The organism is Streptomyces sp. NPDC087428 (assembly GCF_044744085.1).
Taxonomy (GTDB): domain Bacteria; phylum Actinomycetota; class Actinomycetes; order Streptomycetales; family Streptomycetaceae; genus Streptomyces.
In genome coordinates this window covers 140,928-166,042 of record NZ_JBIUXR010000007.1, presented here as the reverse complement: position 1 = coordinate 166,042, position 25,115 = coordinate 140,928, and the positions used below count along the sequence as shown (strand labels likewise).

Genomic DNA, 25,115 nt, shown 5'->3' with positions numbered 1-25,115 from the left:
TCCGGGTCCCCATCGGGTGATCAAAGGGGGCACGGTCCGCGCCGGCCTGCCGGAATGGCGTCCCGGCCGCTTCGAAGTGCGCATGTCCTCGACACTACAATTTCGAGTGCGGTCTAGATCAAGGCGGGAAGACGCGCGGCGGCCCGGCCCGCCTCTCGCGCACACGACAGCGGGGCGCGGCCCGCAGCGGCCGCGCCCCGCATCCTTTTCCGGCGTCGATCACTGGTCCCCGACGACGGCCACCACCCGTGTCCAACCGGCTCCGAGACCCGTGAGCTTGACGGGGAAACAGACCACGGTGAAGCCAGTGGCGTCGGGCAGCTTGTCGAGGTGGGCGAGCTTCTCCAGCTGGCAGTAGGCGTGTTCGCGCCCGTACAGGTGAGCCGGCCAGAGGAAGCCGTTGTCACCGGTCTCCCGGTAGTCACCGATCATCGATCCGAAGGGCCGGTCGAAACCCCATGCGTCGATGCCGATCACCCTCACCCCGCGCTCGACCAGCCAGGCCGTGGACTCCCTTGTCATCCCGGGGTGCTGGCTCCGGTAGGCGTCCGTACCCCAGAGCCGGTCCGCACCGGTCCAGAGCAACACGATGTCGCCGGGCCTGAGTTCATGGCTGACCTTCGCCAACGCGTCCTCGAGGTCGGCAGCGGTAATGGCGGCACCCGGCGGGACGTGCCGGAGATCGAGGCGGACCCCCGGCGCATGGCACCACTCCAGTGGGATCTCGTCTATGGCGGCGGCGGGCCGGCCGCCGCTGGTGAGCCCGTAGTGCAGGGGCGCGTCCATGTGGGTGCCGGTGTGGGTGGTCAGGGTGACCGTCTCGTTGGAGATCGACTCGCCCTCGGGGAAGTCCTCGGGGCGCAGGCCGAGAGCGGCCGGCGCGGCAGCATGGTCGAGGAGGTCCACCTCGACCGGCGTCGCCTCGCTCGGGCCGTCGACGACCGGCACGCTGAGATCGATCAGGCGCGGGCTCACGCAGGGGTCCCCACGGCCTGCGCTCGCCGCTCGGCCTCCTTGCGGACAGCATCGAGGTCGGCATGGCTGTTGCGGTCGACGGCCGCCTCCAGCAGCGCGGACGCCTTCTCCCGGCTCGGCACGGCGTCGGTGGCGCGGGCGGCGAAGTCGTGGGTGATGACCAGCTGGGTGCGGTTCTCGCCGAGCGGCAGGGCACGCCATTCGCCGCCCATGAACTCGATCATCGGGGCGTTCTCCAGCTGACGGTAGGCGATGGTGCGGCGCTCGCGGTCGAGGTCGCGGCGGGTCACCCAGCTCTGGACCTGGCCGCTGACGTCGACCACGAGGCGGGCGATCTGGTGGGTGTCCGTCTCCTCCAGCAGCGTCGAGGACTCGGTGGGCGGGAACAGCCTGGCGTAGCCCTCGATGTCGGCGAGGACGGCGTAGACGACGTCCGCGTGCGCCTCGACGGTCATGGTGTGCTCGGTGTGGAACAAGGAAGGTCCGTCTCCGATGCCCGACGGCAGCATCTGCTCGTGGTTGGCGTACGCGGCTTCGTAGTTGAGCTTCTGGCGCCATTTCGCGATGAATGAGTGCACGGCGGGCTGCTCGGAGAACTTCTGCAGAGTCCGGACCTCGTCGCAGGAGAACTGCGCGACGTGGGTCGCCGTCATCCCCTTGCTCTTCCCGTCGACAGGGAGCAGGACGTGTGGCTTCCAGCCGAAGGCCTCGACCAGTCCGGAGCCGACCGCCAGGTCGCGCAGTCCGTCGAAGAACTGACGGATGTCCTCCGCGTCGGCCTCCGGCGGGAACCGGTAGATCAGGGTGTGCACGATCATGCTGTCCTCCGAGAAGTGAGCTGAATGGCGGGCGCGCAGGAGGTGGCACGCCGACAGAACGGAGTGCCATGGCCGGCCCGGCGACCGGCGACCACGTGCGGGAAGGCGAAATGTGGCCGCCCGAGGCCACCGGGAGGTGGTGCCGTCCGCTGCTGCTCGGACCGCCGACCGCGTGCGGCACCCCCAACAGCGACCACGCTAGGAGGACGGCCTAGAAGATCCCTCAACCAGTGCTTGGACACCGGTCACGGTCCGGGCGGCCGTACGGTCAGGCCGCGGCGGACACCGCGGGGGCCAGGACCTCCTCGCACCAGCTGCGGAAATCGGTGGGCGTGGCGGAGCGGGCGGTGCGCGGCCCGACGGTGTCGAGGCCCCGGTTCTTGGCAAGCAGCATGTCGACCATGCCCTGCACCATGGCGTCGGACATCCCGGCCGCACTCATCGCCGCCCTGAACTCGTCCGGCGGCAGCCGCCGGTAGCGCACCGGCCTGCCGAGCACATCGGAGACGATCCGCGCGATCTCGTCGAAGGAAAGGTCCTGCGGGCCCGGGACCGGCACGCTGTCCTGGCCGGTCCATGAGCGGTCCAGCAGGAAGCGCGCCGCTACGGCCGCGATGTCACGGGATGCCACGGTCGGAAGTCTGCGGTCCCCGTCGACGAGCGAGAAGAACATGCCCTGCGACCTGATCACCGGGACGAAGGCGAGCAGGTTCTCCATGAACGCGGGCATGGCCAGGGCCCGGTAGGCGATGCCCGTACCCGCGATGAGGTCGTCCATGGCCAAGGAGGCGGTGGCAAGTCCTGCCTCCCCGACGAAACCCCGGCCGAGGGCGGAGACGCCGACCACCCGCCGGACCCCGTGCCGGACAAGGGCGTCGCAGGCCGGCCGGGTGAAGTCCACGAAGGCCGCGTCGAGGCTGACGGCCCCCGGGGCGGGCGGAACCACCCAGAACACCGTGTCGGCGCCGGTGAAGGCCCGGTCGACGGCGCTCGGGTCGCCGTGCGAACCCGCCACCACTTCGACGCGCGCCCGCACGGGAGCCGGAAGACGAGAGGGATCACGGACGATCACGCGGACGGGTTCGCCAGCCGTGAGCAGGGCGGCCAGTACCTGGCTGCCCAGGGTGCCGGTGGGTGTGGTCACAACGATCATGCGGTGCTCCTCGTTGACTACTGATGGGAGAGGGGCGTACCGCACGCGGTCGGAAGTCCGGCTCACCGTAGCAGCCAGTGAGGTCAACTTGCTTGATTTGAAAGGGACTTGGGAGGGGTCACCCCAGGCCGGTCCTTGAGCGGTTCTCTAGGTCATCGAGCCAAAGTGTTGGCCATGGCTTGATCGCCCCATCGGCCACCGGTCGGGACCCGTTCTCCGATGAGGGTGCTGACCTCTAATCGGGCACCAGGAGCGCGCATGCTGTCTGAGAACGAACTCATAGGAGTCTGGAAACTCAAGGCCCACTTCTACCTCGAGGACGACGGCTCCACCAGCGAAGGCCCGCTGGGCGACCGCGCGGACGGCCTGTTGATCTATCACGCGGACGGATACATGACGGCCGGCCTGATGCGCACGGAGCCACTGAGCGGCCAGGACGGCTCGACGCCGGAGGCCTACCTCGGCTCGGCCGACGACTACCTGGGGTATTCGGGGCGTTGGCAGCTACGGGGTGACACGGTCGTCCACCAGGTCACCATCGGATCCCACCGGCGCGTGGTGAACACCGAACAGGTCCGGGAGATCCGCTTCCACGAGGACGTGCTGCGCCTGCAGCGCCGCCTCGACGGTCCGCACGGCTACGTCGTCATGGACTGGCGCCGGGCCTGAGCCGGGCGGCGACCGGAGGCCGCAAACCCGCGCGTGGCCACGCGATGTGGCGAGAAGCCCCTCGCGAACGCACCGCGTCCCCTCCCTCCGGCCGGCCCGACCTGCCGCAGGCGAACGGCAAAAGATCGATATTTCACCCCACTCGGGTCCGGAGTGAATCCTCGTTGCCGAAATCCCGGCCGGCTGACATCGGCAACTTTCAGCCATTGCCTTCTCGTGGTCACTTCTTTGTGATTTCGGGAGGATGAACTCAACGACCCCGGATAGATCGCGAGCGAACTCAAAGTACTCGTCAATTATTTGACGTTGCAGCTTTGAGAAGATTTTTGCAATCGATTTGTGTACCAAGCAAGCATTCCGCCGAGGATGCAGTGGACGGGAATGAGGAGCGGAGGGAGCCCGCGAATCGTCCTGTCCGAAAAATATGCACGATGGCTTGAAAGCATTACATCGAAAGCGACACCGCAAGCGCGTCGACGTCACAGGGGAGATCGAAATGCTTGAAATGCCTGGGGAATCCGTCCGGGTCGACCTCTTAGGCCCATTCGAAGTGGGTCGCACGGGGATGGACAGGAGCCTTCTCCCACCGATCAAGATCACCGCCACCAAGCTCCGGCAGGTCCTGGCGCTGCTGGCCGTCAACGCCGGGTCGACGGTGAGCGTGGAGCGCGTGATCGACGAACTGTGGCCCGGCGGTCCGCCGAACACGGTCAAGACCATCGTGCAGACCTACGTCCACCAGCTGCGTAAACTCTTCGCCACGAGTTTCCGCTCGGACTGTGGCGCCGAAGTGATCAGCACCCGGCCGGACGGATACGTATTGAACGTCCCGTGCGACAACGTCGACGTCTTCCGGTTCCAGAGCCTCATCGACCGCAGCCGAAGCGAAGTGCACCGCCAGGAGCCGTCCCGTGCCGCGAAACTGCTCCGCGAGGCACTGAGCCTCTACCACGGCCCCATTTCCACCGACATCACCTCCGGTCCCGCCCTGTACGGCCTGTCGGTCCTGCTGGAGGAGCTCAGGCTGGAAGCCGTGTCGCTGCGGATCGAGGCCGATCTGGCGGACAACCGGCACCGGGAGATCGTGGGTGAACTCAAGTCGCTGATCGCTACGCACCGCCTGCACGAGTCGTTCTACATCAAGCTCATGGAGGCGCTGCACCGGTCGGGCCGCCGCAGCGAGGCCCTGACCGTCTACCGCGAACTGCGCTGCATCCTCGACCAGGAACTGGGACTGCGCCCTTCGCCCGAGGCGAGGCAGATCCAGCACAACATACTGGTCAACAACTGAGGGCCCGGTCCGTGCCATAGGCGATGGCCGGTACCCACGCCGCCACGGCGGATCTCCAGGACGTCGGCGAGCAGAAGGAGAGCGAGACCTTGTCCGGGCGGTCCGCCGGGAGCCGGCCGGCAGAGCGTCCGACTGGAGTCCGGTCAGATCCCCGCGGCCCTGCGCAGTGCGTCCACCCGGTCCGTGCGTTCCCACGTGAAGTCGGGAAGCTCGCGGCCGAAGTGGCCGTACGCGGCGGTCCGGGCGTAGATCGGACGGAGCAGGTCGAGGTCCCGGATGATCGCGGCCGGGCGGAGGTCGAAGACCACGCCGATGGCGTGCTCGATCTTCTCGGTCTCGATCACCGCGGTGCCGAAGGTCTCGACGAACAGGCCCACGGGCTCGGCCTTGCCGATCGCGTAGGCGACCTGGACCTCGCAACGGGCCGCGAGGCCCGCGGCGACGACGTTCTTGGCAACCCAGCGCATCGCGTACGCGGCCGAGCGGTCCACCTTCGACGGGTCCTTGCCGGAGAAGGCACCGCCGCCGTGCCGGGCCATGCCGCCGTAGGTGTCGATGATGATCTTGCGGCCGGTCAGACCGGCGTCGCCCATCGGGCCGCCGATCTCGAACCGCCCGGTCGGGTTGACCAGCAGGCGGTAGCCCTCGGTGTCCAGCTTGATGCCGTCCTCGATCAGCTGGGCGAGGACGTGCTCGACGACGAACTCGCGGATGTCGGGCGCGAGGAGCGAGTCGAGGTCGATGTCGCTGGCGTGCTGCGAGGAGACGACGACCGTGTCGAGACGGACGGCCTTGTCGCCGTCGTACTCGATGGTCACCTGGGTCTTGCCGTCGGGACGCAGGTACGGGACGGTCCCGTTCTTGCGGACCTCCGACAGCCGGCGGGACAGCCGGTGCGCGAGGTGGATCGGCAGCGGCATCAGCTCGGGCGTCTCGTCGCAGGCGTACCCGAACATCAGGCCCTGGTCGCCGGCGCCCTGCTTGTCGAGTTCGTCCTCGTCGCCCTCGACCCGCTTCTCGTAGGCGGTGTCGACTCCCTGCGCGATGTCGGGCGACTGCGCGCCGATGGACACCGAGACGCCGCAGGAGGCGCCGTCGAAGCCCTTCCTGGAGGAGTCGTAACCGATTTCGAGGATCTTGTCGCGCACCAGCTGGGCGATCGGGGCGTAGGCCCTGGTCGTGACCTCACCCGCAACATGTACCTGACCTGTGGTGATCAAGGTCTCGACGGCGACACGTGACGTCGGGTCCTCGCGGAGAAGTGCGTCGAGAACGGTGTCGCTGATCTGGTCAGCGATCTTGTCGGGGTGACCCTCGGTAACGGACTCCGAGGTGAACAGACGACGGGGCATCGATGCCTCCAGGGCGTAAGAAGGAATGACGGTCTTCAGGCGACGGTCTGCCAGCTGTGCGGGGAGACCGACCCGCGGGCGGCCTTCCAGCCGGCGGCAGCGGGCAGCAGAACGGTCTCGACGGGCCGGGGGCCGGCGGCCAGGGCGAGCAGGGCCACCACGACCGCGGCCAGTTCGTCCGGCTCGGCATGGCCCTTCTCGACGCGCAGCAGCGGGACGGCCCCCGCAGGGATCTCTCGGTGGTTCCGCGGCAAAGGCACAAAGGTCTCCAGGCCGGGTTCGCGCGGGGCGGGGTCACATGGGCGGGTTCCCGTGCTTGCGGGCAGGCAGGTCAGCGTGCTTGGTGCGCAGCATCGCCAGGGCCGAGACCAGCACCTGCCGCGTTTCCGCCGGATCGATCACATCGTCGACCAGACCGCGTTCGGCCGCGTAGTACGGATGCATCAGCTCGGCCCTGTACTCCTTCACCATCCGGGCGCGCATCGCCTCCGGGTCGTCGGCCTCCGCGATCTGCCGACGGAAAATCACATTCGCCGCGCCCTCCGCGCCCATGACGGCGATCTCGTTCGTCGGCCACGCATACGTCAGATCCGCGCCGATGGACTGCGAATCCAGCACGATGTAGGCGCCGCCGTAGGCCTTGCGCAGAATCACCGAGATTCGCGGAACGGTCGCATTGCAGTACGCGTAAAGAAGCTGGGCGCCGTGCCGGATGATCCCGCCGTGTTCCTGTGCCACCCCCGGCAGGAATCCCGGGACGTCCACCAGCGTCACGATCGGGATGTTGAACGCATCGCACATCTGCACAAAGCGCGCGGCCTTCTGAGAGGCCCGGATGTCCAGCACCCCGGCCAGTGACGCGGGCTGGTTGGCGACGATCCCCACCACCTGCCCGCCGAGCCGGGCGAGCACGCAGATGATGTTGGTGGCCCACAGCTCGTGGACTTCCAGGCACTCCCCCTCGTCGACCAGTTCCTTGATCACCTCGTGCATGTCGTAGGAGCGATTGCCGTCTGCGGGGACCAGGTCCAGCAACGCCGCCCCGCTCCGGTCCGCCCGGCTGTCCGGGACGACGGCCGGCGGGGTCTCCCGGTTGTTCTGCGGCAGCAGTGCCAGCAGGTACCGCACCTCGCCCAGGCAGGTCTGCTCGTCGTCGTAGGCGAAGTGCGCCACACCCGACACCTCGGCATGTACGTCCGCGCCCCCCAGGCCGTTCTGGGTGATCTGCTCCCCCGTCACCGCCTGCACGACGTCGGGACCGGTGATGAACATCTGGGACGTCCCGCGGACCATGAAGACGAAGTCCGTCAGCGCCGGCGCGTACGCCGCCCCACCGGCGCAGGGCCCGAGCATCACCGAGATCTGCGGGATCACCCCCGACGCCCGGGTGTTCCGCCGGAAGATGCCCCCATAGCCGGACAGCGCCGACACGCCCTCCTGGATTCGCGCCCCGGCGCCGTCGTTCAGGGACACCAGCGGTGCGCCCGCCGCGATGGCCATGTCCATGATTTTGTGGATCTTCGTGGCGTGCGCCTCTCCCAGCGCGCCGCCGAAGATCCTGAAGTCGTGGGCGTACACGAACACCATCCGGCCGTGCACCGTTCCCCACCCGGTGATCACCCCGTCGGTGTACGGGCGCTTCGCCTCAAGGCCGAAGCCCGTCGCCCGATGCCGCCGCAACGGTTCCACCTCGTGGAAGGAGCCCTCGTCCAGGAGAACGTCGATCCGCTCGCGTGCCGTCAGCTTCCCCTTGGCGCGCTGTACCTCGGTCGCCTTCTCACTGGGGCCGCGTTCCGCCTCCGCACGGATGACGCCGAGCTCGGCCGCCCTCGCACGCGTGGTGCTCACCGGAGGCGGCTCATCGAGCGGGGTCTTCGGGTGTGCCACGGTTCATCCTCTCTCTGTGGGTGCTTTATCCGGATCGGAGACATCCGGGATGGCGTACCAAATGTTTCCGTACGTCGCCAGGACACCCCAGAGATAGCGCAGACAGCCGAGGGCCATGGTCTTCGGTGAATACGGCACGCCTGTCCTCTTTCCCGTTGAGCGACGGTACGAAGGTAACGATGCACGCTATAGCCAGGCTCTGCTCGTGATGCAGGCGGCGTGGGCGGGTAACGGGTGGGGCAGGAATGGCTTTGCCGTAATTCAAGGAGCTCTTTAATTGAGAGGTGGTACGCGCGGCTAGCATCGCCGCCATGGAATATCGTCAGCTCGGCAATTCCGGCCTTCGGGTCTCGACTCTGACCCTGGGCACGATGACATTCGGTGGACGCGGGGTGTTCGCCAAGGTGGGCCAGGCGAACGTGGACGAGGCGGCGCGGCAGATCGATCGCGCACTGGACGCGGGCGTCAACCTGATCGACACCGCTGACTCCTACTCCGGCGGCCTGTCGGAGGAGATCCTCGGCCAGGCGGTCAAGGGACGCCGTGACCGCGTGCTGATCGCTACGAAGGCCCGTATGCCCACCGGCCCCGGCGTGAACGGCGCGGGTCTGTCCCGGCACCACCTGATAGAGGCGTGCGAATCGAGCCTGCGCCGCCTCGGCACCGATCACATTGACCTCTACCAGATGCACGCGTGGGACGGCCTGACACCGCTCGACGAGACGTTGTCGGCCCTCGACCACCTGCTGCGGGCCGGCAAGATCCGCTATGTCGGGTGCTCCAACTACTCCGGCTGGCACCTGATGAAGGCGTTGGGGGTGTCCGACCGGGCCGGCACCGCACGCTTTGTCAGCCAGCAGATCCACTACTCCCTGCACACCCGCGACGCCGAGTCCGAACTGCTCCCCATCTCCGTCGACCAGGGCGTCGGAGTACTGGTGTGGAGCCCGCTGGCCGGCGGCCTGCTGTCCGGAAAGTACCGGAGGGGCCTGGAGGCGCCCGCCGGTTCACGGCGTCTACAGGGCTGGGACGAGCCTCCGGTGCGTGACGAGGACCGTCTGTACGCCATCGTCGAGGCACTGACCGACATCGCGCGGGAGCGGGGCGCGACTCCGGCCCAGGCAGCGCTGGCCTGGCTGCGCTCCCGGCCGGCCGTGACCACGCTGGTGATCGGGGCCCGGACCGAGGAGCAGCTGGCCGAGAATCTGGCGGCGGCCGATCTGGTCCTGGACCCTGCCGAGCGGGCCCGCCTGGACGAGGTGAGCGCCCCGCCGCTGCTCTACCCGTACTGGCACCAGGCGAAGATCGCGTCCGACCGGCTGAGCCCGGCGGACCTGACCCTGCTCGGCCCCCACATACGCCGCTAGAAGCGGGAACGGGGCCGGGGACCGGACGTGCTCGTCCGGTCCCCGGCCCCGCGCTCATGCGCTCATGCGCTCATGCGCTCAGCGTCACCAGGACGAGAGCCGCGACGCAGGCCAGCAGGATGACCGCCGACAGGCCGGCCCGCCGCGGGTGCCCGACCCTGATGTGCGAGCCGACGGCGCCGAGAAAGTACAGCACGAGTCCCGCGGCCGCGGCGAAGGCCAGCGGTGACCAGTACAGGCCCACGAGCAGGCCCAGTGCGCCGGCGCACTGGGCCAGGCCCAGGAGCCAGAGCAGCGAGACCGGGAAGCCCACCTCGACGATGCCTCGCCGGACGGCTTCCTTGCCGGTGAAGGTGGCGTAAGAGGTGAAGAACAGGGCCAGGGAGAGCGCGACCGAAACGATGGCCGAGGCGGTGGACATGCTTGCTCCAGGGCGGAGTCGGGGGCGGACGGGTCGGGGGCGGGGCTCGGCGCGGTGTGGCCGGGGTCAGGACAGCCCGGTGCCGGGGCCGTCCCCGAGGAGGGTGCGCGGGTCGAGGGGCGCACCGTAGGTGTAGTGCCGTTCGCCGCCCCAGGGTTCGGTGTGGCTGCGCCCGCGGGAGTCGACGGTGGTGTGCCGCGAGGCGAGCGGGATGCCCGCCGCGCGTTCGGCGAGCCAGTCGGCGACGGCGACGAAGACGGCGGGGCCGAGCCGTCCCGCGGTACGGGTGACCGGGGCGTGGTGCTCGCCCACGTAGAAGAGCAACTCCTTGGGCCCGGCGACGTCGTTGAGGTGGCGGTAGGTGTCCGCCGGGTCGCAGAGGGGGTCGTCCTCGCCCATGGCCGCCAGGTAGGGCATGTGGATCAGCTTGCTGAGCCCCGTAGTGGTCATGTTGGTGAGCCGGGCCTCCAGTTCCCCGACGCCGGAGGTCCCCGTCATGTACATGAATCGCTGGCGGAAGGTCGGCGATGTCGTACCGAACATGAGGGTGTTGCCCGGGTCGAAGCAGGTGAACATCGTGGCGCAGGCGGCGTACCGGGGCTCGGCCGCGGCCATCTGGGTCACCCAGAACGAACCCTGGCTCACCCCGCACAGCATGATCCTGGCCGGGTCGATCTCCGGGCGGGCCGCGGCAGCCTCGTACGCCGCGGTGCCGACCTGCCCGTAGCGGTCAGGGTCGTACCAGACCTCACGGACCAGCGAGGTGCCCTGGCCGGGACCGTCGAGGGCGAGCACAGCCATGCCGCGGCGCAGATGGCGGTCGGCGCTCGCGAAGACGCTCATCTCCTTGAAGCCGTCCATCCCGGAGAGCATGACCACGCAGGGCAGGGGGCCGTCGGCAGCCGTGTGGCCGGGCGGCAGATGGAACCAGCCCGCCAGTGTTCGGCCCTCGTGGGGTACCTCGACGGGTTCGACGTGGTGGTCCGCGCCGACGGCGTAGGCGGAGTAGCAGTCGGTCTTCTTCTGCTCAAGGACGACGTTGAGTTCGGTGTTGGCGAAGATCGGCCACTGGGCCCCGCCGTAGAGAACGGCGGCGGCGAAGTGGTCGTCACTCGCGGACGCGGTATGCCCGGCCCGCCGCTGGCCGTCGCCGCGGAGCTCGAAGTGGCGTGCGAGAGAGGCCATTTCCCGGGTGAAGTCGTCGAGTTTGCGGATCGAGTTCCGCAGCCCGAGGATCGCGCCCTTGTGGTCGGCGCTGACGGGGGCCGACAGATAGTGCAGGCGGTCCTGGTCCCACTCCGGGCCGAACTGCTCGATGGCCAGGTCCAGCAGCCACCGCTGGTCGGCGAAGCGGGGGTCGCGGTTGCCCAGGGTATGAGGATTGACCGGCATGGTCTGACACTCCGGTGGTTGAGGATCGAGGGGCGGGACGGCAGGGGCGCGGACAGCGGGGACGGAGCGAAGGAGCGGCCGACGCGGCTCGGCTGCCGGCCGGGGGCACCCGGCCGGCCTCCCGCGGTGCGTACCGGGCTCAGTCCTCGGTGTTCACGGAGACCGCCCGGTAGGGGAAGCGCGCCTGCCACCGCCGCACGAAGTCCAGCAGCGGCGGATGGGCGAAGAGCCTGCGCATCGCGTCCAGGTCGGCGCACTTGATCTGTGCCATCGCGGAAGGAACGAAGACCGGGGCCAGAGCGGCACCGACGTCGTCCGTGAGCGGCACGTTCGGCCAGTGCAGATAGGAGTCCGCGAACCCCGAGCCGATGACCAGCGCGGAGCCCTCGCGGAAGAACCGCGCCCGGTCCGCCTCGGACATCGCGTCGGGAAAGCCGAAGACGAGCGTGTGCGTCACCATGTGGTCTTCTCCCACAGGTCGGCGACGAACTGGTGGTAGTAGCCGGACTGGAGCACCAGCATCAGCTCCAGCAGCTTCGCCTTGTCACCGCTCACCTCGAACTGCCCGGCGACGAAGGCGGCCGCGGCGTGCAGCTCGCCGGACTGGAAGTCGACGAGGTCCCGATAGGTAACGGTGATCGCCAGGTCGGCGTCGATCAGGCCGCGTCCCGCCTTGACGATGACGCCCCGTTCGATCAGCAGGTGGTAGTCCACCGGCCCCTCCGGGGTGTCCGTGACGTGGAACTGCACCCGGACGTTGACGTGCGGGATCTCGGGCTGGCTGGCCGGGGCCAGCGCCTCCAGTTCCGCCAGGTACTCCTCGGACAGGAATCGCACGGCAGGTCCGTGCGATTGCGGGCGGGGCGCCGGATGCGCGTGGAACCGCACGCGCAAGGACTCCACCTGAGGAAAGGCCACGCGGGCCCGGTGACGGACGGGTTCGGTGATCTCCAGACGGGCGTAGCGGGTGAGCAGCTGCCCGAAGACGATGTGCGCCTGTAGGTTCGCCAGGCGCCAGCCGAGGCAGAAGTGCGTGCCCAGCCCGTACGCCATGGGCGCGGGCCCCTTGCGGAGGATGTCGAACTTCTCCGGGTCGGTGTAACGCTCCGGGTCGCGGTTGGCCGCCGCGATCCAGACCATGACCCTGGAGCCGGCCGGAATCTCCGCTCCGCCCACCCGTACCGCCTCGGCCGTCGTGCGGGGGATCATGTGGGCCGACGGCATGTAGCGCAGCACCTCCTCCGTCGCCTGCGGGAGCAGCGAGGGATCGGCGCGCACCAGGTCGGCCTGGTCGGGATGGTCCGCGAACAGCCGGATGCCGTTGGTCATGAAGAACGTGGTGGTCTCGCTGCCCGCGGCGATGATCATGTGGCACATCTGCACCAGCTCGTCGAAGGAGAGGCGCTCTCCCTCGTCCTCGGTGTCGATCAGCGCCGAGACCAGATCGTCGCCGCGCTCCCGCTGCTTGCTGCGTACGTGGTCGGCGAAGTAGTCGTCGAGGAACTTCGCCGCTTCGTCGGCCTTGCGCAGTTCGGTGGCGGTCATGCCCGGCTCGAAGGTCCGCTGGAAATCGCGGATCCTGTCGCGCAGCAGCGGTGCCTCGTCCTGCGGGACGCCGATGAGGTTGGCCACGACGCTGAGCGCGAGCGGGAAGAACACGTCGTTGCAGACGTCGCCGCCGCCCGCCGCCGCCAGCGGCTCGATGAGCTCGTCGAAACGGCGCTCGATGAAGGCCCGGTGCTCGTTCACCCGCTTCTCGGTGAACGCCCGGTTGGTGATCCGGCGCAGCCTGGTGTGCTCGGGCGGGTTCGTCCACAGCATGTTGGCGGCGAGCTTGCGCAGCGCCTGGTGCTGCTCCCAGTCGCCGGTGAAGCGGCCGGCCATGAAGGTGTGGATGTCCTTGTTCACACGCTTGTTGCGCAGGAACTCGTCGACGTCGTCGTAGCGGGTGAGCACCCAGGTGCCCATGGTGCTGTGGTGGACGGGCGCGGCTTCCCGCAGTCTGCGGTAGCGCGAGAAGGGGTCGGCCAGGCCTTCCGGGGAGAACAGCAGCTCGGCGAAGGCTTCGTTGGCGGCGTGTTCGGCCGTGGCGTCCGGCCGGGCCATGTCGGTCGTCATCGTAGAACCTCGATGCTCATTCGGGGATGGACGTCTCAACCACGTGCAGGAGCTGCCCCGCCGGGGCGATGCCCTCCAGCTTCAGCCCGGCCCGCTCGACGAGTCCGGCCACACCCTGCCTGGTGTGCCTCCTGCCGTTGGTGTTGAGCAGGAAGAGCAGATCGATGCCGGTGGCATAGCGGACCTCGGGGCTGTCGTCGATGAGGTTCGTGACGATGAGGACGCGGCTGCCGGGCCGCCCGGCCCGAGCGGCGTTGCGCAGCGCGGTCACGGTCCGGTCGTCGTCCCACTCCAGGATGCTCTTGAACTGGTAGACGTCCGCCTCGGCGGGGATGTCCCGCAGGCAGTCGCCGGCGACCACCCGGGAGCGTCCGGCGAGCGCCCCGTCGGGCCGCAGCCGCGGATCGGGATCGGCGATGGCGGCGGGCAGGTCGACCAGCGTGCCGTGCAGGTGCGGGTTGGCCTCCAGGATGGTCGCAAGGGTGTATCCGCGCCCGCCGCCGACATCGGCGAACGTCTTGACGTCGCTCAGGTCGAGCGACTCGGCGATGGCCGCGGAGGTCAGCGTGGAGAGCTCCGTCTGCGACTTGTTGAAGACCTCGGTCGAGTCCTGCCACTTCTTGTGCAGATGCGCGAAGAACTCCTCGCCGTACCGCTCCTCGAAGTGGCCGCGTCCGGTGCGCACCGCGGCTTCCAGGTCGGGCCACAGCTCCCACACCCACGGCTCCGTGACCCACTGGACCCAGTACTTCAGCCGTTGCGGGTGGTCCTCGCGCAACAGCCTGGAGGTCGGCGTGTGCACGATGCCGTCGGCGGTTTCGTCGAAGACGCCGTAGCACCGCAGGGTGCGCAGCAGGCGCAGCAGCACCGCGTCGTCGACCTGGAGCGTCCGGGCGAGCTCGCCGACCGGGACTGGGATCTCGCCGAGCGCGTCGGCGACGCCGGTCCGAACGGCGGCACGCAGCGCCGCCGGCGCGGCGGAGGCCAGCGACAGGTCACGCAGTGCTGTGACGGGCGAGGTGCCGCCGCCGTCGGCGGGCGGAGTACTCCTGATCATGGGCATTCACTATTCCTGTTCGAACGCTCGGTTTCTTTCCGTAGAAAGCAGGCATCGACGGCGATGACGGACTCCCACCCCATGTGTGACGGAATTCTTCGCGCCGCACATGATGAAAGGCAGTCCACTGCCGCACAGGTCACAGGATGGAGCCGCTCGTTAGAGGAGGGCTCGATTCTCACTAATAAGGCGGCAAGGCGGAAAGCACTCGCTCTTGCCCGGCACCAATAATTCCGTTAGATATTTCGGGAAGCGAATTCTCACGAGAGTGGAAGGTGTGCCGTGGAATCCAAACTGTTGCGCAATGGTCTCGTCATCGACACGGAGCCGGAGCCGGTCGCCCATCCCGGCTGGGACGTCCTGATCGAGGACGGCCGGATCGCCGCGGTCGGCCCGGACCTGGCCGCCCCCGAGGGGGCGAGCGTGATCGACGCCACCGACCGGATCGTGCTCCCCGGGTTCGTGGACACCCACCGCCACGTCTGGCAGTCCGTGCTGCGCTCCATCGCGGTGGACGTCGACCTGCCCGACTATTTCCAGCTGGTACGCCAGCAGCTCGGCCCGCGGTTCCGGCCCCAGGACGTGCGGGCGGCCAATCTGCTCGGCGCGCTGGAGTGCCTGGACTCGGGCGTCACCACGGTGCAGGACTTCGCCTACGCCCGTGCGGACCGCGTGGACAGCGACGGCTTCGTGCCGGGGTTCGACCTCGACTACGCCGAGGCCGCGCTGGACGGATTGCGTGCGGCCGGCATGCGTGCCGTATTCGCCTACCTGCTCACCCCGCAGCACCAGGCGGAGGTGCACCGAGCCCGCGAGCTCATCCGGCCCGGTGAGTCGCTGCTCACGATGGCGGCCGCCTCGCTCGGCCCGTCGAACCAGGAGCTGGACGCGGTCAGCGCGGACTGGAAGCTCGCCGACGAACTCGGCCTGCCGATCGTCACGCATGTGGCCAGCGGACCGGTCAACGAGCGGCCGATCGAACTGCTGCGGGACAACGGTCTGCTCCGTCCGGACACTCTCTTCGTGCACGGCAACTCGCTGGCCGACGACGAGCTGTCGATGATCGCGGACTCCGGGGGCGCCGTCTCGATCACCCCGGCGGTGGAGGCCCGCCTCGGCCACGGCGGTCCGCTCATCGGCCGGCTGCGTGCCGCGGGCACCACCACGGGGCTCGGCGTGGACGTGGTGACCACGGTGGGCGGCGACTTCTTCTCCGTGATGCGCGCCGGTCTGCTGACCAGCTATCTGGTTCCCGGCCCGCACCTGAGCCCGGCCGACCTGCTGCGGATCGCGACCCTCGACGGCGCCAGGGCGCTCGGCCTCGGCGACCAGGTCGGTTCCCTGCGGGTGGGCAAGCAGGCGGACATCATGCTGTTGCGGGCCGACGACGTGAATCTGGCCGGCGCGCACGACCCGATCGGTGCGGTCGTCAGCTCCGCACACCCCGGCAACGTGGACACCGTCCTGGTGGCCGGCCGGGTCGTGAAGCAGAACGGCGTGCTGCTCCACCACGACCTCGACGCCGTGCGCGCGCAGGGCCGGGCGGCCGCGGACCACGTCACCGGCGGTCAGTCCCTCGCCTCCTGACCTTCCTCCGGGACGCGGCACCCCGCGTCCCCGGCATGTCCGCGCCGTCCGGACGGCCGGTCCCGGGTGACCGGGCCGCGCCGTCCGGACGGCCGCTGCGGACCGTATTCCTTGTCCCGGAGGTCCTGACGGAAATTCCCGGGCTTCAGGCACATGCCGGCAATTGAGCGGCGCTTGAGCCGCGAGCATCACGTCCGTTGAGCCGTGAACCCTACATTTCGCATGAACAGGAACACCGTCCGAAGAATTCATCACAGCGCGGAGGCCACGCAAATGAATGGCACACACCTGCCCGGTGGCACCTCATGAATCGTCGCGTCGTCATCACCGGAATGGGAGTGCGGGCACCGGGATCGCGGGGAAAGGACGGGTTCTGGGATCTGCTTTCCTCCGGCCGTACGGCAACCCGGCGCATCTCGTTCTTCGACCCCTCGCCGTACCGGTCGCAGGTCGCGGCGGAAGTGGATTTCGACCCCGCGGCAGAGGGCCTTTCCCCTCGTCAGATACGGCGGATGGACCGGGCCACGCAGCTCGCGGTGGTGGCTGCCCGTGAGGCGGTGGCGGACAGCGGCATCGATCTGGACGCCGTGTCGCCGTACCGGGTGGGCGTGAGCCTGGGCAGTGCGGTGGCGGCGGCGACCAGCCTGGAGCAGGAGTACCTGGTGCTGTCCGACTCGGGCCGGAACTGGGAAATGTCGACCGACCACCTGTCGCCGCACATGTTCGACCACATGGTCCCCAGCGTCATGCCGGCCGAGATCGCCTGGGAGTTCGGTGCGGAGGGGCCGGTCGCGATGGTCTCGGACGGCTGCACCTCCGGGCTCGATTCCGTCGGGCACGCCGTCTCGCTGATCCGCGAGGGCAGCGCCGACGTCATGATCGCGGGGGCCACCGACACCCCGATCACCCCGATCGTGGTCGCCTGCTTCGACGCGATCAAGGCCACCACCACCTACAACGACGATCCCGCCCACGCGTCGAAGCCGTTCGACGGCACCCGTAACGGCTTCGTGCTCGCCGAGGGCTCGGCCGTCTTCGTCCTGGAGGAACTGGCCGCCGCCCGGCGACGCGGCGCGCATGTCTACGCCGAGGTCGGCGGCTTCGCCACCCGCTGCAACGCCTACCACATGACCGGTCTGAAGGCCGACGGCCGGGAGATGGCGGAGGCGATACGGGCGGCGCTCGCCCAGGCGCGGGTGCCCGCCTCCGAGGTGGACTACGTCAACGCGCACGGTTCGGGCACCAAGCAGAACGACCGGCACGAAACGGCGGCGTTCAAGCGGAGCCTGGGCGAGTACGCCTACAAGACGCCGGTCAGTTCGATCAAGTCGATGGTGGGGCACTCGCTCGGCGCCGTCGGCTCGATCGAGATCGCCGCCTCGCTCCTCGCCATGGCACACCACGCCGTGCCGCCGACGGCGAACCTGCACGTGAGTGATCCTCAGTGCGATCTGGACTACGTCCCGAACACGGCGCGCGAGCACCGGACCGACACCGTCCTCACGGTCGGCAGTGGCTTCGGCGGCTTCCAGAGCGCGATGATCCTGAACCGGCCGGACCGGGGGGCCGCATGAGCGTGATCACCGGCCTGGGCGTGGTCGCGCCGAACGGCGTGGGCGTCGAGGAGTTCTGGGCGGCCACCCTGGCGGGCCGCAGCGGCATCGGCGAGCTGGACCGCTTCGACACCTCGGGCTGTCCGGCCCGCCTCGCCGGTCTCGTGAACAACCTCGATCCGGCGCACCACCTGCCCAGCAGGCTGCTCTCGCAGACGGATGTGTCCACCCGTCTCGCCCTGATCGCCGCCCGGAGCGCCATCGAGGACGCCGGAGTGGACACCTCGGCCATGACCGACTACGACATGGGTGTCGTCACGGCGAATGCCTCGGGCGGATTCGACTTCACCCACCGCGAGTTCAAGAAGCTGTGGAGCAGGGGCCCTGAGCACGTCAGCGTGTACGAGTCGTTCGCCTGGTTCTACGCGGTGAACACCGGCCAGATCTCCATCAGGCACGGGATGCGCGGGCCGTCCATGGCGCTGGTCGCCGAACAGGCGGGCGGCCTCGACGCCTTGGGGCAGGCCCGGCGGACCGTCCGGGCCGGCACGCCGCTCGTGGTCTGCGGCGGGGTCGACTCCGCACTCGACCCGTGGGGCTGGGCATCCCATCTCTCGGGCGGGCGGGTCAGTACCGACCCGGACCCGGCCACCGCGTACCGGCCCTTCGACCGCCGCGCCACCGGACACGTGCCCGGCGAGGGCGGCGCGATCTGCGTGCTGGAGGACGCCGAGGCGGCCCGCACACGAGGGGCCCGCGGCTACGGGGAGATCGCCGGTTACGCGGCCACCTTCGACCCGCCCCCCGGCTCCGGGCGCCCGCCGGGTCTCGGACGGGCCGCGCGGCTCGCCCTGGCCGACGCGGGACTGGGCCCGGAGGCGGTGGACGTGGTGTTCGCCGACGCGGCGGGCCTGCCGTACCTGGACCGCGCCGAGGCGCAGGCGCTGCGGGAGCTCTTCGGCGTCCGCGGAGTCCCGGTCACCGCCCCCAAAGCCCTGACCGGCCGTCTCTTCTCCGGCGGCGGCGCCCTCGACGTCGTCGCGGCCCTGATGAGCATGCGCCACGACGTGATCCCCCCGACTTCCGGGACCACATCGGTGCCGGACGACTACGGCCTGGACCTCGTCGTCGCGGAGCCCCGGTCGGCGCCGGTGCGGACCGCCCTGGTCCTGGCCCGGGGCCGCTGGGGGTTCAACGCCGCCACCGTCATCCGTCCCACCCAGAACAGGAGCCAACCATGACCAAGTTGATGACCATCGGCGAACTGCACGGCATCCTCATCTCCTGCGCCGGCGGTGCGGAGACCGCCGCCTCGCACGCCGAGATCGCCGACGCCTCGCTCGACGACCTCGGCTACGACTCGCTGGCCCTCATCGAGACGGCTACCAGGCTCAAGGTCGACCACGGCGTGGTCATACCCGACGAGCACCTCAGCGACGTGAGCACCCTCGGCGAGCTCCTCGGCCTGGTCAACGAACGCATCGCGGGAACCGGCCATGGCTCTCGGAGCGCAGACGCACCGCAAGGAGAAGAGTTGACGAACCCGGCATCCGCCCCTTCGCTCTACGAGCGCCTCGGGGGCGCCAATGGAATCGCCCGCGTGATGGACGTCCTCGTGGAACGGCTCTTCGACAACGTATCGGCCAACCAGAACGCCGACGTGGTGAAGATGCACGACAAGGTGAGCCGCGCGGGTTTCAAGTTCATGGTCACCGCATGGTCCGTCGAGGAAACGGGCGGTCCCAAGATCTACCCGGGCAAGGACATGTGGGCGGCCCACGCCAACATGGTCGCGACCGAACGCGACTGGGACGTGGTGGCGCTGGAGATCGCCGCCACGCTGAGTTTCTGCGGGGTCCCCGAGCAGGAGAGCAAGGAGTACATGGCCATCATCGACAGCTACCGGGACATGGTGCTCGACGCCGCGTCGGAGGAGCGCCAGCGGGCCGTTGCCCAAGGCGCATGACATCCGCGAGGGCCTGAGACCAGCGCTCACCGGCCACCGCCGGCCCGCGAGGGCGGTCGGTGGCCGGTCTCCGTATGTCCTTCGCGTGCCGTGTCCGGGACACGGTCAGCGGGGGGCGGGAGCCGCTTCGGGAACGGCCTGGCCCCGGTCCACCTCCTCGAACAGTGCCGCGGCCCGCGTGGCGGTGCCCTTGGCCCAGCGTCCGGTGCTGAGCAGGCACAGGGCGAGCATCGCGACGCCGAGCCCGATCGCGAGCCACCACACGCCCTGCTCCGCGTCGGTGTACGCCGATCCGCCGTGGGCCACGGCCGCCCCCACGATCGTTCCGGAGATACCGACGCCGATGGTCGTGCCGGTCTGCCGTGCCGCGGAGATCAGCGAGGTGGCCACTCCGGCCATCGAGCGGGGCATCCCGGAGACGGCCGTGTTGGTGATCGGCGGGTTTCCGGTGCCCAGGAAGAGGCCGAAGAGGAGGAAGACCGCAAGCACCACCGGCATCGGTGTGCCCGGCGCCAGCCAGAGCGAGGCCAGACCGCCCAGAGCCAGCGCGGAGCCGGAGACCAGCAGCGGAATCCTGGGCCCGGACGCGGCGACGAGGCGACCGGTGTACGGGGACAGGAAGGCGATCAGCCCGCCGACCGGGAGCAGGCTCAGGCCGGCCGTCAGCGCCGACATCCCGCGGACGCTCTGCAGATACTGGGTGGTCACGAACAGGAACGCGCTGAACCCGCACAGGGCGAACATCGCCATCAGGATCGCCGAGCTGAAGGGCACGCTGCGGAACAGCCTCAGTTCGAGGAGCGGATCGGCGCGCCGCAGCTCGTAGGCCACGAGGCCCACCACGCTGAGCACCGCGACGGCGAGCAGCCCGAGGATGACCGGCGAGGACCAGCCCAGCCGCCCTGACTCGATGGTCGCGAAGACCACGCTGCCGAGCAGCAGGACCATCAGGATCTGCCCCACCGGGTCGAACCGGCGCACCCGGGGCGTACGGGACTCGGGTACGAACAGCGCGGTGAGGACGATCGCCGCGGCCACGATCGGCACGTTGATCCAGAAGATGGACGTCCAGCCGAAGCTGTCGACCAGGGCGCCGCCGATGATCGGTCCCAGCGCGAGCGACAGTCCGGTGATGGAGCCGAAGACACCGATGGCCTTGGCCCGCTCGGCCGGATCGGTGAAGACGGTGGCGACGATCGCCAGCGCGACCGGGTTGAGCATCGTGCCGCCGAGGCCCTGAAGCGCGCGCGCCGCGATGAGCCAGTCGATGCTCGGCGCCAGGCCGCACAGCAGCGAGCCGAGCCCGAAGACGGCCAGACCGAACTGGAAGGACCGCCGCCGGCCCACCCGGTCGGCGGTCGATCCGGCGAGGACCAGGAAGCTGGCCAGCACGAGGGTATAGGCGTCGACCGTCCACTGCAGACCGGACACCGAGGTCTTCAGATCGGTGCGGATGCTCGGCAGCGCGACGTTGACGATGGAGATGTCCATGACCACGACGATCACGCTGGCGCAGCACACCGCGAGTACCAACATCCTTCTCCTGCGGCTCAGTTCAGGAGCAGCGGGAGGATCGGAAAAGGTTGTTGTTGTCATACAGGCAACGCTACGATCTAGACCATGCTCGAAGTCAAGGCGGAACACATCCCGGAAACAGGCCTGACGATCGGGGAGGCCGCTCGCCGCACCGGCGTCAGCGTGCACACCCTGCGCTACTACGAACGGGTGGGCCTGGTCGTCTCCGCCATCGACCGCACCTCGGGCGGCCGACGGCGCTATCACCAGCTCGACCTCGACTGGATCAACGTCTGCACCAGGCTACGGGCCACCGACATGCCCATCAGGACCATCCGGCTCTACGCCGAGCTCGTCACCGCGGGCCCCGGCAACGAGCAGGAACGGCTCGCGCTGCTGGAGTCGCACCACGCCGACGTGGCCACCCGGATCGCCGAGCTCCAGGACAACCTCAAGATCGTCGACCACAAGATCGGCGTCTACCGGGGCAGACTCGCCGCCGGCGACGCCGACCAGCTGTGGGCCCCCAATCGCCTGGCCGGCCGATGACAGCGCGGAACCCCGGTGGCGAGCCTCGCCGCACCGGGGTCCCGCGCCGCTGTTCCCCTCAGCGCTCGCTGTCCAGGTAGGCCATCTGCCACTCCGCGTAACGCGTCCCGGAGACGGCTTCGGGAGGTGCGATCCGCTCCAGGGCCGCCAGGTCATCCGCACTGAGCTTCAGGTCGGCGGCAGCCAGCGACTCGGTGAGCTGGGCACGCGTCCGGGCACCGACGACCGGCACGATGTCCTGCCCCTGCGCGGCCACCCAGGCGATCGCGGCCTGGGTCACGGTGGCGCCGCGTTCCCCGGCGAGGGCGCGCAGCTTCTCCACCAGGGCCAGATTCCGTTGCAGGTTCTCGCCCTGGAAGCGGGGCGCGTGGCTGCGGAAGTCGCGGTCGGTGGTTTCCCGCTGCTGGGTCCAGTGCCCGGACAGCAGGCCGCGCGACAGCACCCCGTACGCCGTGATCCCCACGCCGAGTTCCCGGCAGGTCGGCAGGATGGCGTCCTCGATGCCGCGGGAGATCAGCGAGTACTCGATCTGGAGGTCGGCGACCGGGTGCACCGCGTGCGCGCGCCGCAGCGTCTCCACCCCGACTTCGGACAGGCCGATGTGCCGCACATAGCCCGCCTGCACCATCTCCGACAGCGCCCCGACGGTCTCCTCGATCGGCACGTTCGGGTCCACACGTGCGGGCCGGTACACGTCGACGTAGTCCGTGCGGAGCCGCTTCAACGTGTAGGAGAGGAAGTTCCAGGCGGCATCGGGCCGGCAGTCGAAACCGCTCCAGTGCCCGTCGGGCCTGCGCAGCCCGCCGAACTTCACGCTGATCTGTACGTCCTCACGCCTGCGACCGCGCAGCGCCTCGTGGATGAGCAGTTCGTTGTGCCCCATGCCGTAGACATCGCCGGTGTCCAGCAGGGTGACCCCGCCGTCCAGCGCGGCGCGGATGGTGGCGACGCTCTCCGCCTCGTCCGCCGGACCGTAGTTGTCGGACATGCCGAGACAGCCCAGGCCCAGCTCCGAGACCTGGGGGCCGTTCGTACCCAACCGTCGTGACTCCATGTCAGCCTCCTTAGGGCTTCGAAGCTAGGCAGCGGGGTTAGAAGATTTCTCAATCGCCGCTCGAGCGGCGATTGAGCGGCACGGGAAATCGTGGCGCCCATGCCGAAAACGATGACGCACGCGGAACTGTACGCAGAGGTACAGAACTTCTACGCCCGGCAGGTCCGCCTGCAGAACGACGGACACACACAGGAATGGGCCGCCACCTTCACGGAGGACGGCCGACTCGTCCACGAACCGGAGAACGCGGTGGTCCACCGCGTCGGCAAGGGGGTGTTCCGAGGCCGGGCCGAACTGCTGAGCACCATGCGGGGCCTCCACAAGAAGCTCACCGACGCCGGGATCCAGCAGCGGCATCTGTACACCATGCTCACGGTCGAACCGCGGGACGACGCGACGGTCGAGGCGAGCTACTACTCGCTGGTCTTCAGGATCAGGCCGGGCCAGAAGCCCGCGCCCGAGGTGAGCTGCCCCACGCACGACGTACTGGTACGCGGCGAGAACGGAGAGCTCCTGGTCAGCTCCCGCACCATCACCCACGACGAGTGCGCGTAGGAGCATCGATGGCGAACCGACAGGCAGCGCTCGACAGTCCACCTCACACCGCCCACCGTTCCGGGCCGGGCGGCTTCCGCCCCGACATCCAGGCACTGCGTGCCCTGGCCGTGGGCCTGGTCGTCCTCAACCACCTGTGGCCGACCCGTGTCACCGGCGGCTACATCGGCGTCGACGTCTTCTTCGTCATCTCCGGATACCTCATCAGCAGCCACCTGATCCGCGAGATCGACGGGACCGGACGTATCCGGATCGCGCGCTTCTACGCGCGGCGGGTGCGCCGCCTGCTGCCCAACGCCTTCCTGGTGCTGGCCGCCGTCGTCGCCGCCACCTTCCTCATCGTCCCGCACGCGCGCTGGGCGGCCTACGGCCACGAGGTGATAGCCGGCGCCCTGTACTGGGAGAACTGGCTGCTCACCGCGGAGTTCTGGTCGCATCCCGTGGACTTCACCCACTTCACCGCGGTGACCAGCTACTGGTCGCTCTCGGTCGAGGAACAGTTCTACCTGTGCTGGCCCCTGCTGCTGCTCCTGCTGTTCAAATTGCGCTCGCCCCGTGCGCGGTTCACGAGCGTCGCGGCCGTGGGGCTGGCCTCGCTGGCCGGCTGCGTCTACCTCACCGCGGTCGCCAAGGATCCGGCGTACTACGTCACGCCGATCAGGGTGTGGGAGTTCGTGATCGGCACGCTGATCGCGCTGGGCGGGACACGGCTCGCGCTGCCGAAGGCCGCGGCCGAGACGGCCTCGCTGCTCGGCTTCGCCGCGATCCTGGGCTCGGCGGTGTTCTTCAGCGGAACGACCGAGTTCCCCGGCGTCATCGCGTTGCTCCCGACCCTGGGAACCGGCCTGGTCATCGCGGCCGGCGTCGGTCCGGGCCGGCGGTGGCACACCCCACTGACCTCACTGCCACCCGTGCAACTGCTGGGCGACATCAGCTACTCGCTGTATCTGTGGCACTGGCCGATGGTCGTCATCGTGCCGTTCGCCATGCCCGGCGGTGTACTCACCCTCTCGGCGCGCCTGAGCATCGTGGCGGCGTCGCTGGTGCTCGCGTACCTGTCGAAGCGGCTGGTCGAGGATCCGGTCCGCACCTGGCCCCGCCTCGTCGGCAGCGTCCGGCTGACCTTCGTCTGCATGGCGGCCGGGATGGCCGCGGTCTGCTTGGCGGCCTTCGCTCTGCTCCGGAGCTGAACCGGGCGCGGTCACAGCCCTCCCGCACCACGGTTTAGCCGAGTTTGAGCACCGCTCCAAGCCCGGACCGCACCATCGGAATCGGATTTTCCGCCGGTCCGCAGGACTCAGAACTCGGAACTCGGAACTCAGAACTCAGAACTCAGGACTCAGGACCAGTGAGACCGCGGACCAACAGTGAGCGAGGAGCAGTCATGAGCGAGGAAGTCCCGCTGAGCCATTCGTCGATCGGGAATCGGCCCGAGGAATCCGTCGTGCTGACGGATGCCATGGTGAAGGAACCGATCTTCATGATCAATTGCTTCACCGTTCCGGACGGTCAGGGGGAAACCTTCCTGACGCGCTGGAAGGACAACGTCCGGGCCATGGCCAAGCAGCCGGGATTCATCCGTTCGCGCATGTACCGGGCGCTCGACCCCGGCGCCATGGTGAGTTTCATTAATTTCGTGCAGTGGGGCAGCGGAGAGGCGTTGCACGAGGCGCGGAAGAACGAGGAATGGCGGGCAGCCGTCCAGCGCATGCTGGACGACGAAAACCTCCAGGTCACCCCCCGGCCGATGGTGTACGTCCCCGCCCTGGTCGTCAACGCCGGTGACGAGCTGTAACCGAATGTCCCGGAAAGCCAACACTCAGAGAGGAACCGGTG

The 25,115-nt window shown here is 69.0% G+C and carries 24 protein-coding genes; 11 read left to right on the top strand and 13 right to left on the bottom strand.

Features of this window, described 5'->3' with window-relative positions:
* Positions 1-219: 219 nt before the first annotated feature.
* From ACIO3R_RS16750 to ACIO3R_RS16740, 3 genes are all read right to left on the bottom strand, one after another.
* Positions 220-975, bottom strand: a complete 756-nt coding sequence (locus ACIO3R_RS16750) for a cyclase family protein (protein WP_402106289.1) — start codon at positions 973-975, stop codon at positions 220-222.
* Positions 972-1,793, bottom strand: a complete 822-nt coding sequence (locus ACIO3R_RS16745) for an aromatase/cyclase (RefSeq protein WP_385029226.1) — start codon at positions 1,791-1,793, stop codon at positions 972-974. Before ACIO3R_RS16745 ends, ACIO3R_RS16750 begins: the two co-directional genes overlap by 4 nt.
* Before the next feature lie 268 nt (positions 1,794-2,061).
* A complete protein-coding gene (locus ACIO3R_RS16740) occupies positions 2,062-2,946 on the bottom strand; it encodes an NAD(P)H-binding protein (RefSeq protein WP_402106287.1) in 885 nt (294 codons plus the stop codon).
* A gap of 258 nt (positions 2,947-3,204) precedes the next feature.
* Between ACIO3R_RS16740 and ACIO3R_RS16735 the strand changes: the two genes are divergently transcribed.
* Positions 3,205-3,615, top strand: a complete 411-nt coding sequence (locus ACIO3R_RS16735) for a lipocalin-like domain-containing protein (RefSeq protein ID WP_402106284.1) — start codon at positions 3,205-3,207, stop codon at positions 3,613-3,615.
* A gap of 565 nt (positions 3,616-4,180) precedes the next feature.
* A complete protein-coding gene (locus ACIO3R_RS16730; protein ID WP_385029235.1) occupies positions 4,181-4,906 on the top strand; it encodes a BTAD domain-containing putative transcriptional regulator in 726 nt (241 codons plus the stop codon).
* Positions 4,907-5,049: 143 nt separating this feature from the next.
* Here ACIO3R_RS16730 and metK read toward each other — a convergent pair whose 3' ends face one another.
* Genes metK through ACIO3R_RS16715 form a run of 3 tightly spaced genes read right to left on the bottom strand, consistent with a single transcriptional unit; the run spans position 5,050 to position 8,106 of the window.
* Positions 5,050-6,258 carry a methionine adenosyltransferase gene (metK, locus tag ACIO3R_RS16725; RefSeq protein WP_402106281.1) on the bottom strand — a complete coding sequence of 403 codons (1,209 nt, stop codon included), beginning with the start codon at positions 6,256-6,258 and terminating at the stop codon, positions 5,050-5,052.
* A 35-nt stretch (positions 6,259-6,293) separates the two neighbouring features.
* Positions 6,294-6,518: an acyl-CoA carboxylase epsilon subunit gene (locus tag ACIO3R_RS16720; protein WP_385042001.1), complete on the bottom strand. Its 225-nt coding sequence runs from the start codon at positions 6,516-6,518 to the stop codon at positions 6,294-6,296.
* Between the two features lie 34 nt (positions 6,519-6,552).
* A complete protein-coding gene (locus ACIO3R_RS16715) occupies positions 6,553-8,106 on the bottom strand; it encodes an acyl-CoA carboxylase subunit beta (RefSeq protein WP_385350410.1) in 1,554 nt (517 codons plus the stop codon).
* A 350-nt stretch (positions 8,107-8,456) separates the two neighbouring features.
* Between ACIO3R_RS16715 and ACIO3R_RS16710 the strand changes: the two genes are divergently transcribed.
* Complete coding sequence (locus ACIO3R_RS16710; protein WP_385041025.1) at positions 8,457-9,512, top strand: aldo/keto reductase; 1,056 nt, start codon at positions 8,457-8,459, stop codon at positions 9,510-9,512.
* 70 nt (positions 9,513-9,582) lie between these two features.
* Here the strand turns inward: ACIO3R_RS16710 and ACIO3R_RS16705 are convergent, their stop codons facing one another.
* The 5 genes from ACIO3R_RS16705 to ACIO3R_RS16685 all read right to left on the bottom strand — a co-directional run bounded on the left by ACIO3R_RS16705 (position 9,583) and on the right by ACIO3R_RS16685 (position 14,500).
* Entirely contained in the window at positions 9,583-9,933 is a 351-nt protein-coding gene (locus ACIO3R_RS16705; RefSeq protein ID WP_385041028.1) for a DoxX family protein, read from the bottom strand.
* 66 nt (positions 9,934-9,999) lie between these two features.
* A complete protein-coding gene (locus ACIO3R_RS16700; RefSeq protein WP_385041031.1) occupies positions 10,000-11,325 on the bottom strand; it encodes an alpha/beta hydrolase in 1,326 nt (441 codons plus the stop codon).
* Between the two features lie 139 nt (positions 11,326-11,464).
* Entirely contained in the window at positions 11,465-11,785 is a 321-nt protein-coding gene (locus tag ACIO3R_RS16695) for a hypothetical protein (protein WP_385041033.1), read from the bottom strand.
* On the bottom strand, positions 11,779-13,443 hold the full coding sequence (locus ACIO3R_RS16690; RefSeq protein ID WP_385041035.1) for a cytochrome P450: 1,665 nt from the start codon (positions 13,441-13,443) through the stop codon (positions 11,779-11,781). The genes ACIO3R_RS16695 and ACIO3R_RS16690 overlap by 7 nt, the downstream gene beginning before the upstream one ends.
* Before the next feature lie 16 nt (positions 13,444-13,459).
* Entirely contained in the window at positions 13,460-14,500 is a 1,041-nt protein-coding gene (locus ACIO3R_RS16685; RefSeq protein WP_402106274.1) for a methyltransferase, read from the bottom strand.
* Between the two features lie 282 nt (positions 14,501-14,782).
* Here ACIO3R_RS16685 and ACIO3R_RS16680 point away from each other — a divergent pair, with 282 nt between their 5' ends.
* The 4 genes from ACIO3R_RS16680 (at position 14,783) to ACIO3R_RS16665 (ending at position 19,606) form a co-directional block, all read left to right on the top strand.
* Positions 14,783-16,087 carry an amidohydrolase family protein gene (locus ACIO3R_RS16680; RefSeq protein WP_385041041.1) on the top strand — a complete coding sequence of 435 codons (1,305 nt, stop codon included), beginning with the start codon at positions 14,783-14,785 and terminating at the stop codon, positions 16,085-16,087.
* A 305-nt stretch (positions 16,088-16,392) separates the two neighbouring features.
* Entirely contained in the window at positions 16,393-17,661 is a 1,269-nt protein-coding gene (locus ACIO3R_RS16675; RefSeq protein ID WP_385038016.1) for a beta-ketoacyl-[acyl-carrier-protein] synthase family protein, read from the top strand.
* Positions 17,658-18,881: a ketosynthase chain-length factor gene (locus ACIO3R_RS16670; RefSeq protein ID WP_402106272.1), complete on the top strand. Its 1,224-nt coding sequence runs from the start codon at positions 17,658-17,660 to the stop codon at positions 18,879-18,881. The genes ACIO3R_RS16675 and ACIO3R_RS16670 overlap by 4 nt, the downstream gene beginning before the upstream one ends.
* Positions 18,878-19,606: a phosphopantetheine-binding protein gene (locus ACIO3R_RS16665; RefSeq protein WP_385038011.1), complete on the top strand. Its 729-nt coding sequence runs from the start codon at positions 18,878-18,880 to the stop codon at positions 19,604-19,606. The genes ACIO3R_RS16670 and ACIO3R_RS16665 overlap by 4 nt, the downstream gene beginning before the upstream one ends.
* Positions 19,607-19,711: 105 nt before the next feature.
* Here ACIO3R_RS16665 and ACIO3R_RS16660 read toward each other — a convergent pair whose 3' ends face one another.
* On the bottom strand, positions 19,712-21,142 hold the full coding sequence (locus ACIO3R_RS16660; RefSeq protein WP_385038008.1) for a DHA2 family efflux MFS transporter permease subunit: 1,431 nt from the start codon (positions 21,140-21,142) through the stop codon (positions 19,712-19,714).
* An 84-nt stretch (positions 21,143-21,226) separates the two neighbouring features.
* On the opposite strand from ACIO3R_RS16660, the gene ACIO3R_RS16655 reads away from it, so the two are divergent.
* Complete coding sequence (locus tag ACIO3R_RS16655; RefSeq protein WP_385038005.1) at positions 21,227-21,670, top strand: MerR family transcriptional regulator; 444 nt, start codon at positions 21,227-21,229, stop codon at positions 21,668-21,670.
* Between the two features lie 58 nt (positions 21,671-21,728).
* Here ACIO3R_RS16655 and ACIO3R_RS16650 read toward each other — a convergent pair whose 3' ends face one another.
* The gene (locus tag ACIO3R_RS16650) at positions 21,729-22,724 is read right to left on the bottom strand and encodes an aldo/keto reductase (RefSeq protein ID WP_402106267.1); all 996 of its coding nucleotides are present in this window, start codon (positions 22,722-22,724) and stop codon (positions 21,729-21,731) included.
* 99 nt (positions 22,725-22,823) lie between these two features.
* Between ACIO3R_RS16650 and ACIO3R_RS16645 the strand changes: the two genes are divergently transcribed.
* From ACIO3R_RS16645 to ACIO3R_RS16635, 3 genes are all read left to right on the top strand, one after another.
* A complete protein-coding gene (locus ACIO3R_RS16645) occupies positions 22,824-23,279 on the top strand; it encodes a nuclear transport factor 2 family protein (RefSeq protein ID WP_402106265.1) in 456 nt (151 codons plus the stop codon).
* Positions 23,280-23,287: 8 nt separating this feature from the next.
* The gene (locus ACIO3R_RS16640) at positions 23,288-24,469 is read left to right on the top strand and encodes an acyltransferase family protein (protein ID WP_402106263.1); all 1,182 of its coding nucleotides are present in this window, start codon (positions 23,288-23,290) and stop codon (positions 24,467-24,469) included.
* Between the two features lie 194 nt (positions 24,470-24,663).
* A complete protein-coding gene (locus ACIO3R_RS16635) occupies positions 24,664-25,074 on the top strand; it encodes an antibiotic biosynthesis monooxygenase family protein (protein WP_385037993.1) in 411 nt (136 codons plus the stop codon).
* Positions 25,075-25,115 lie beyond the last annotated feature (41 nt).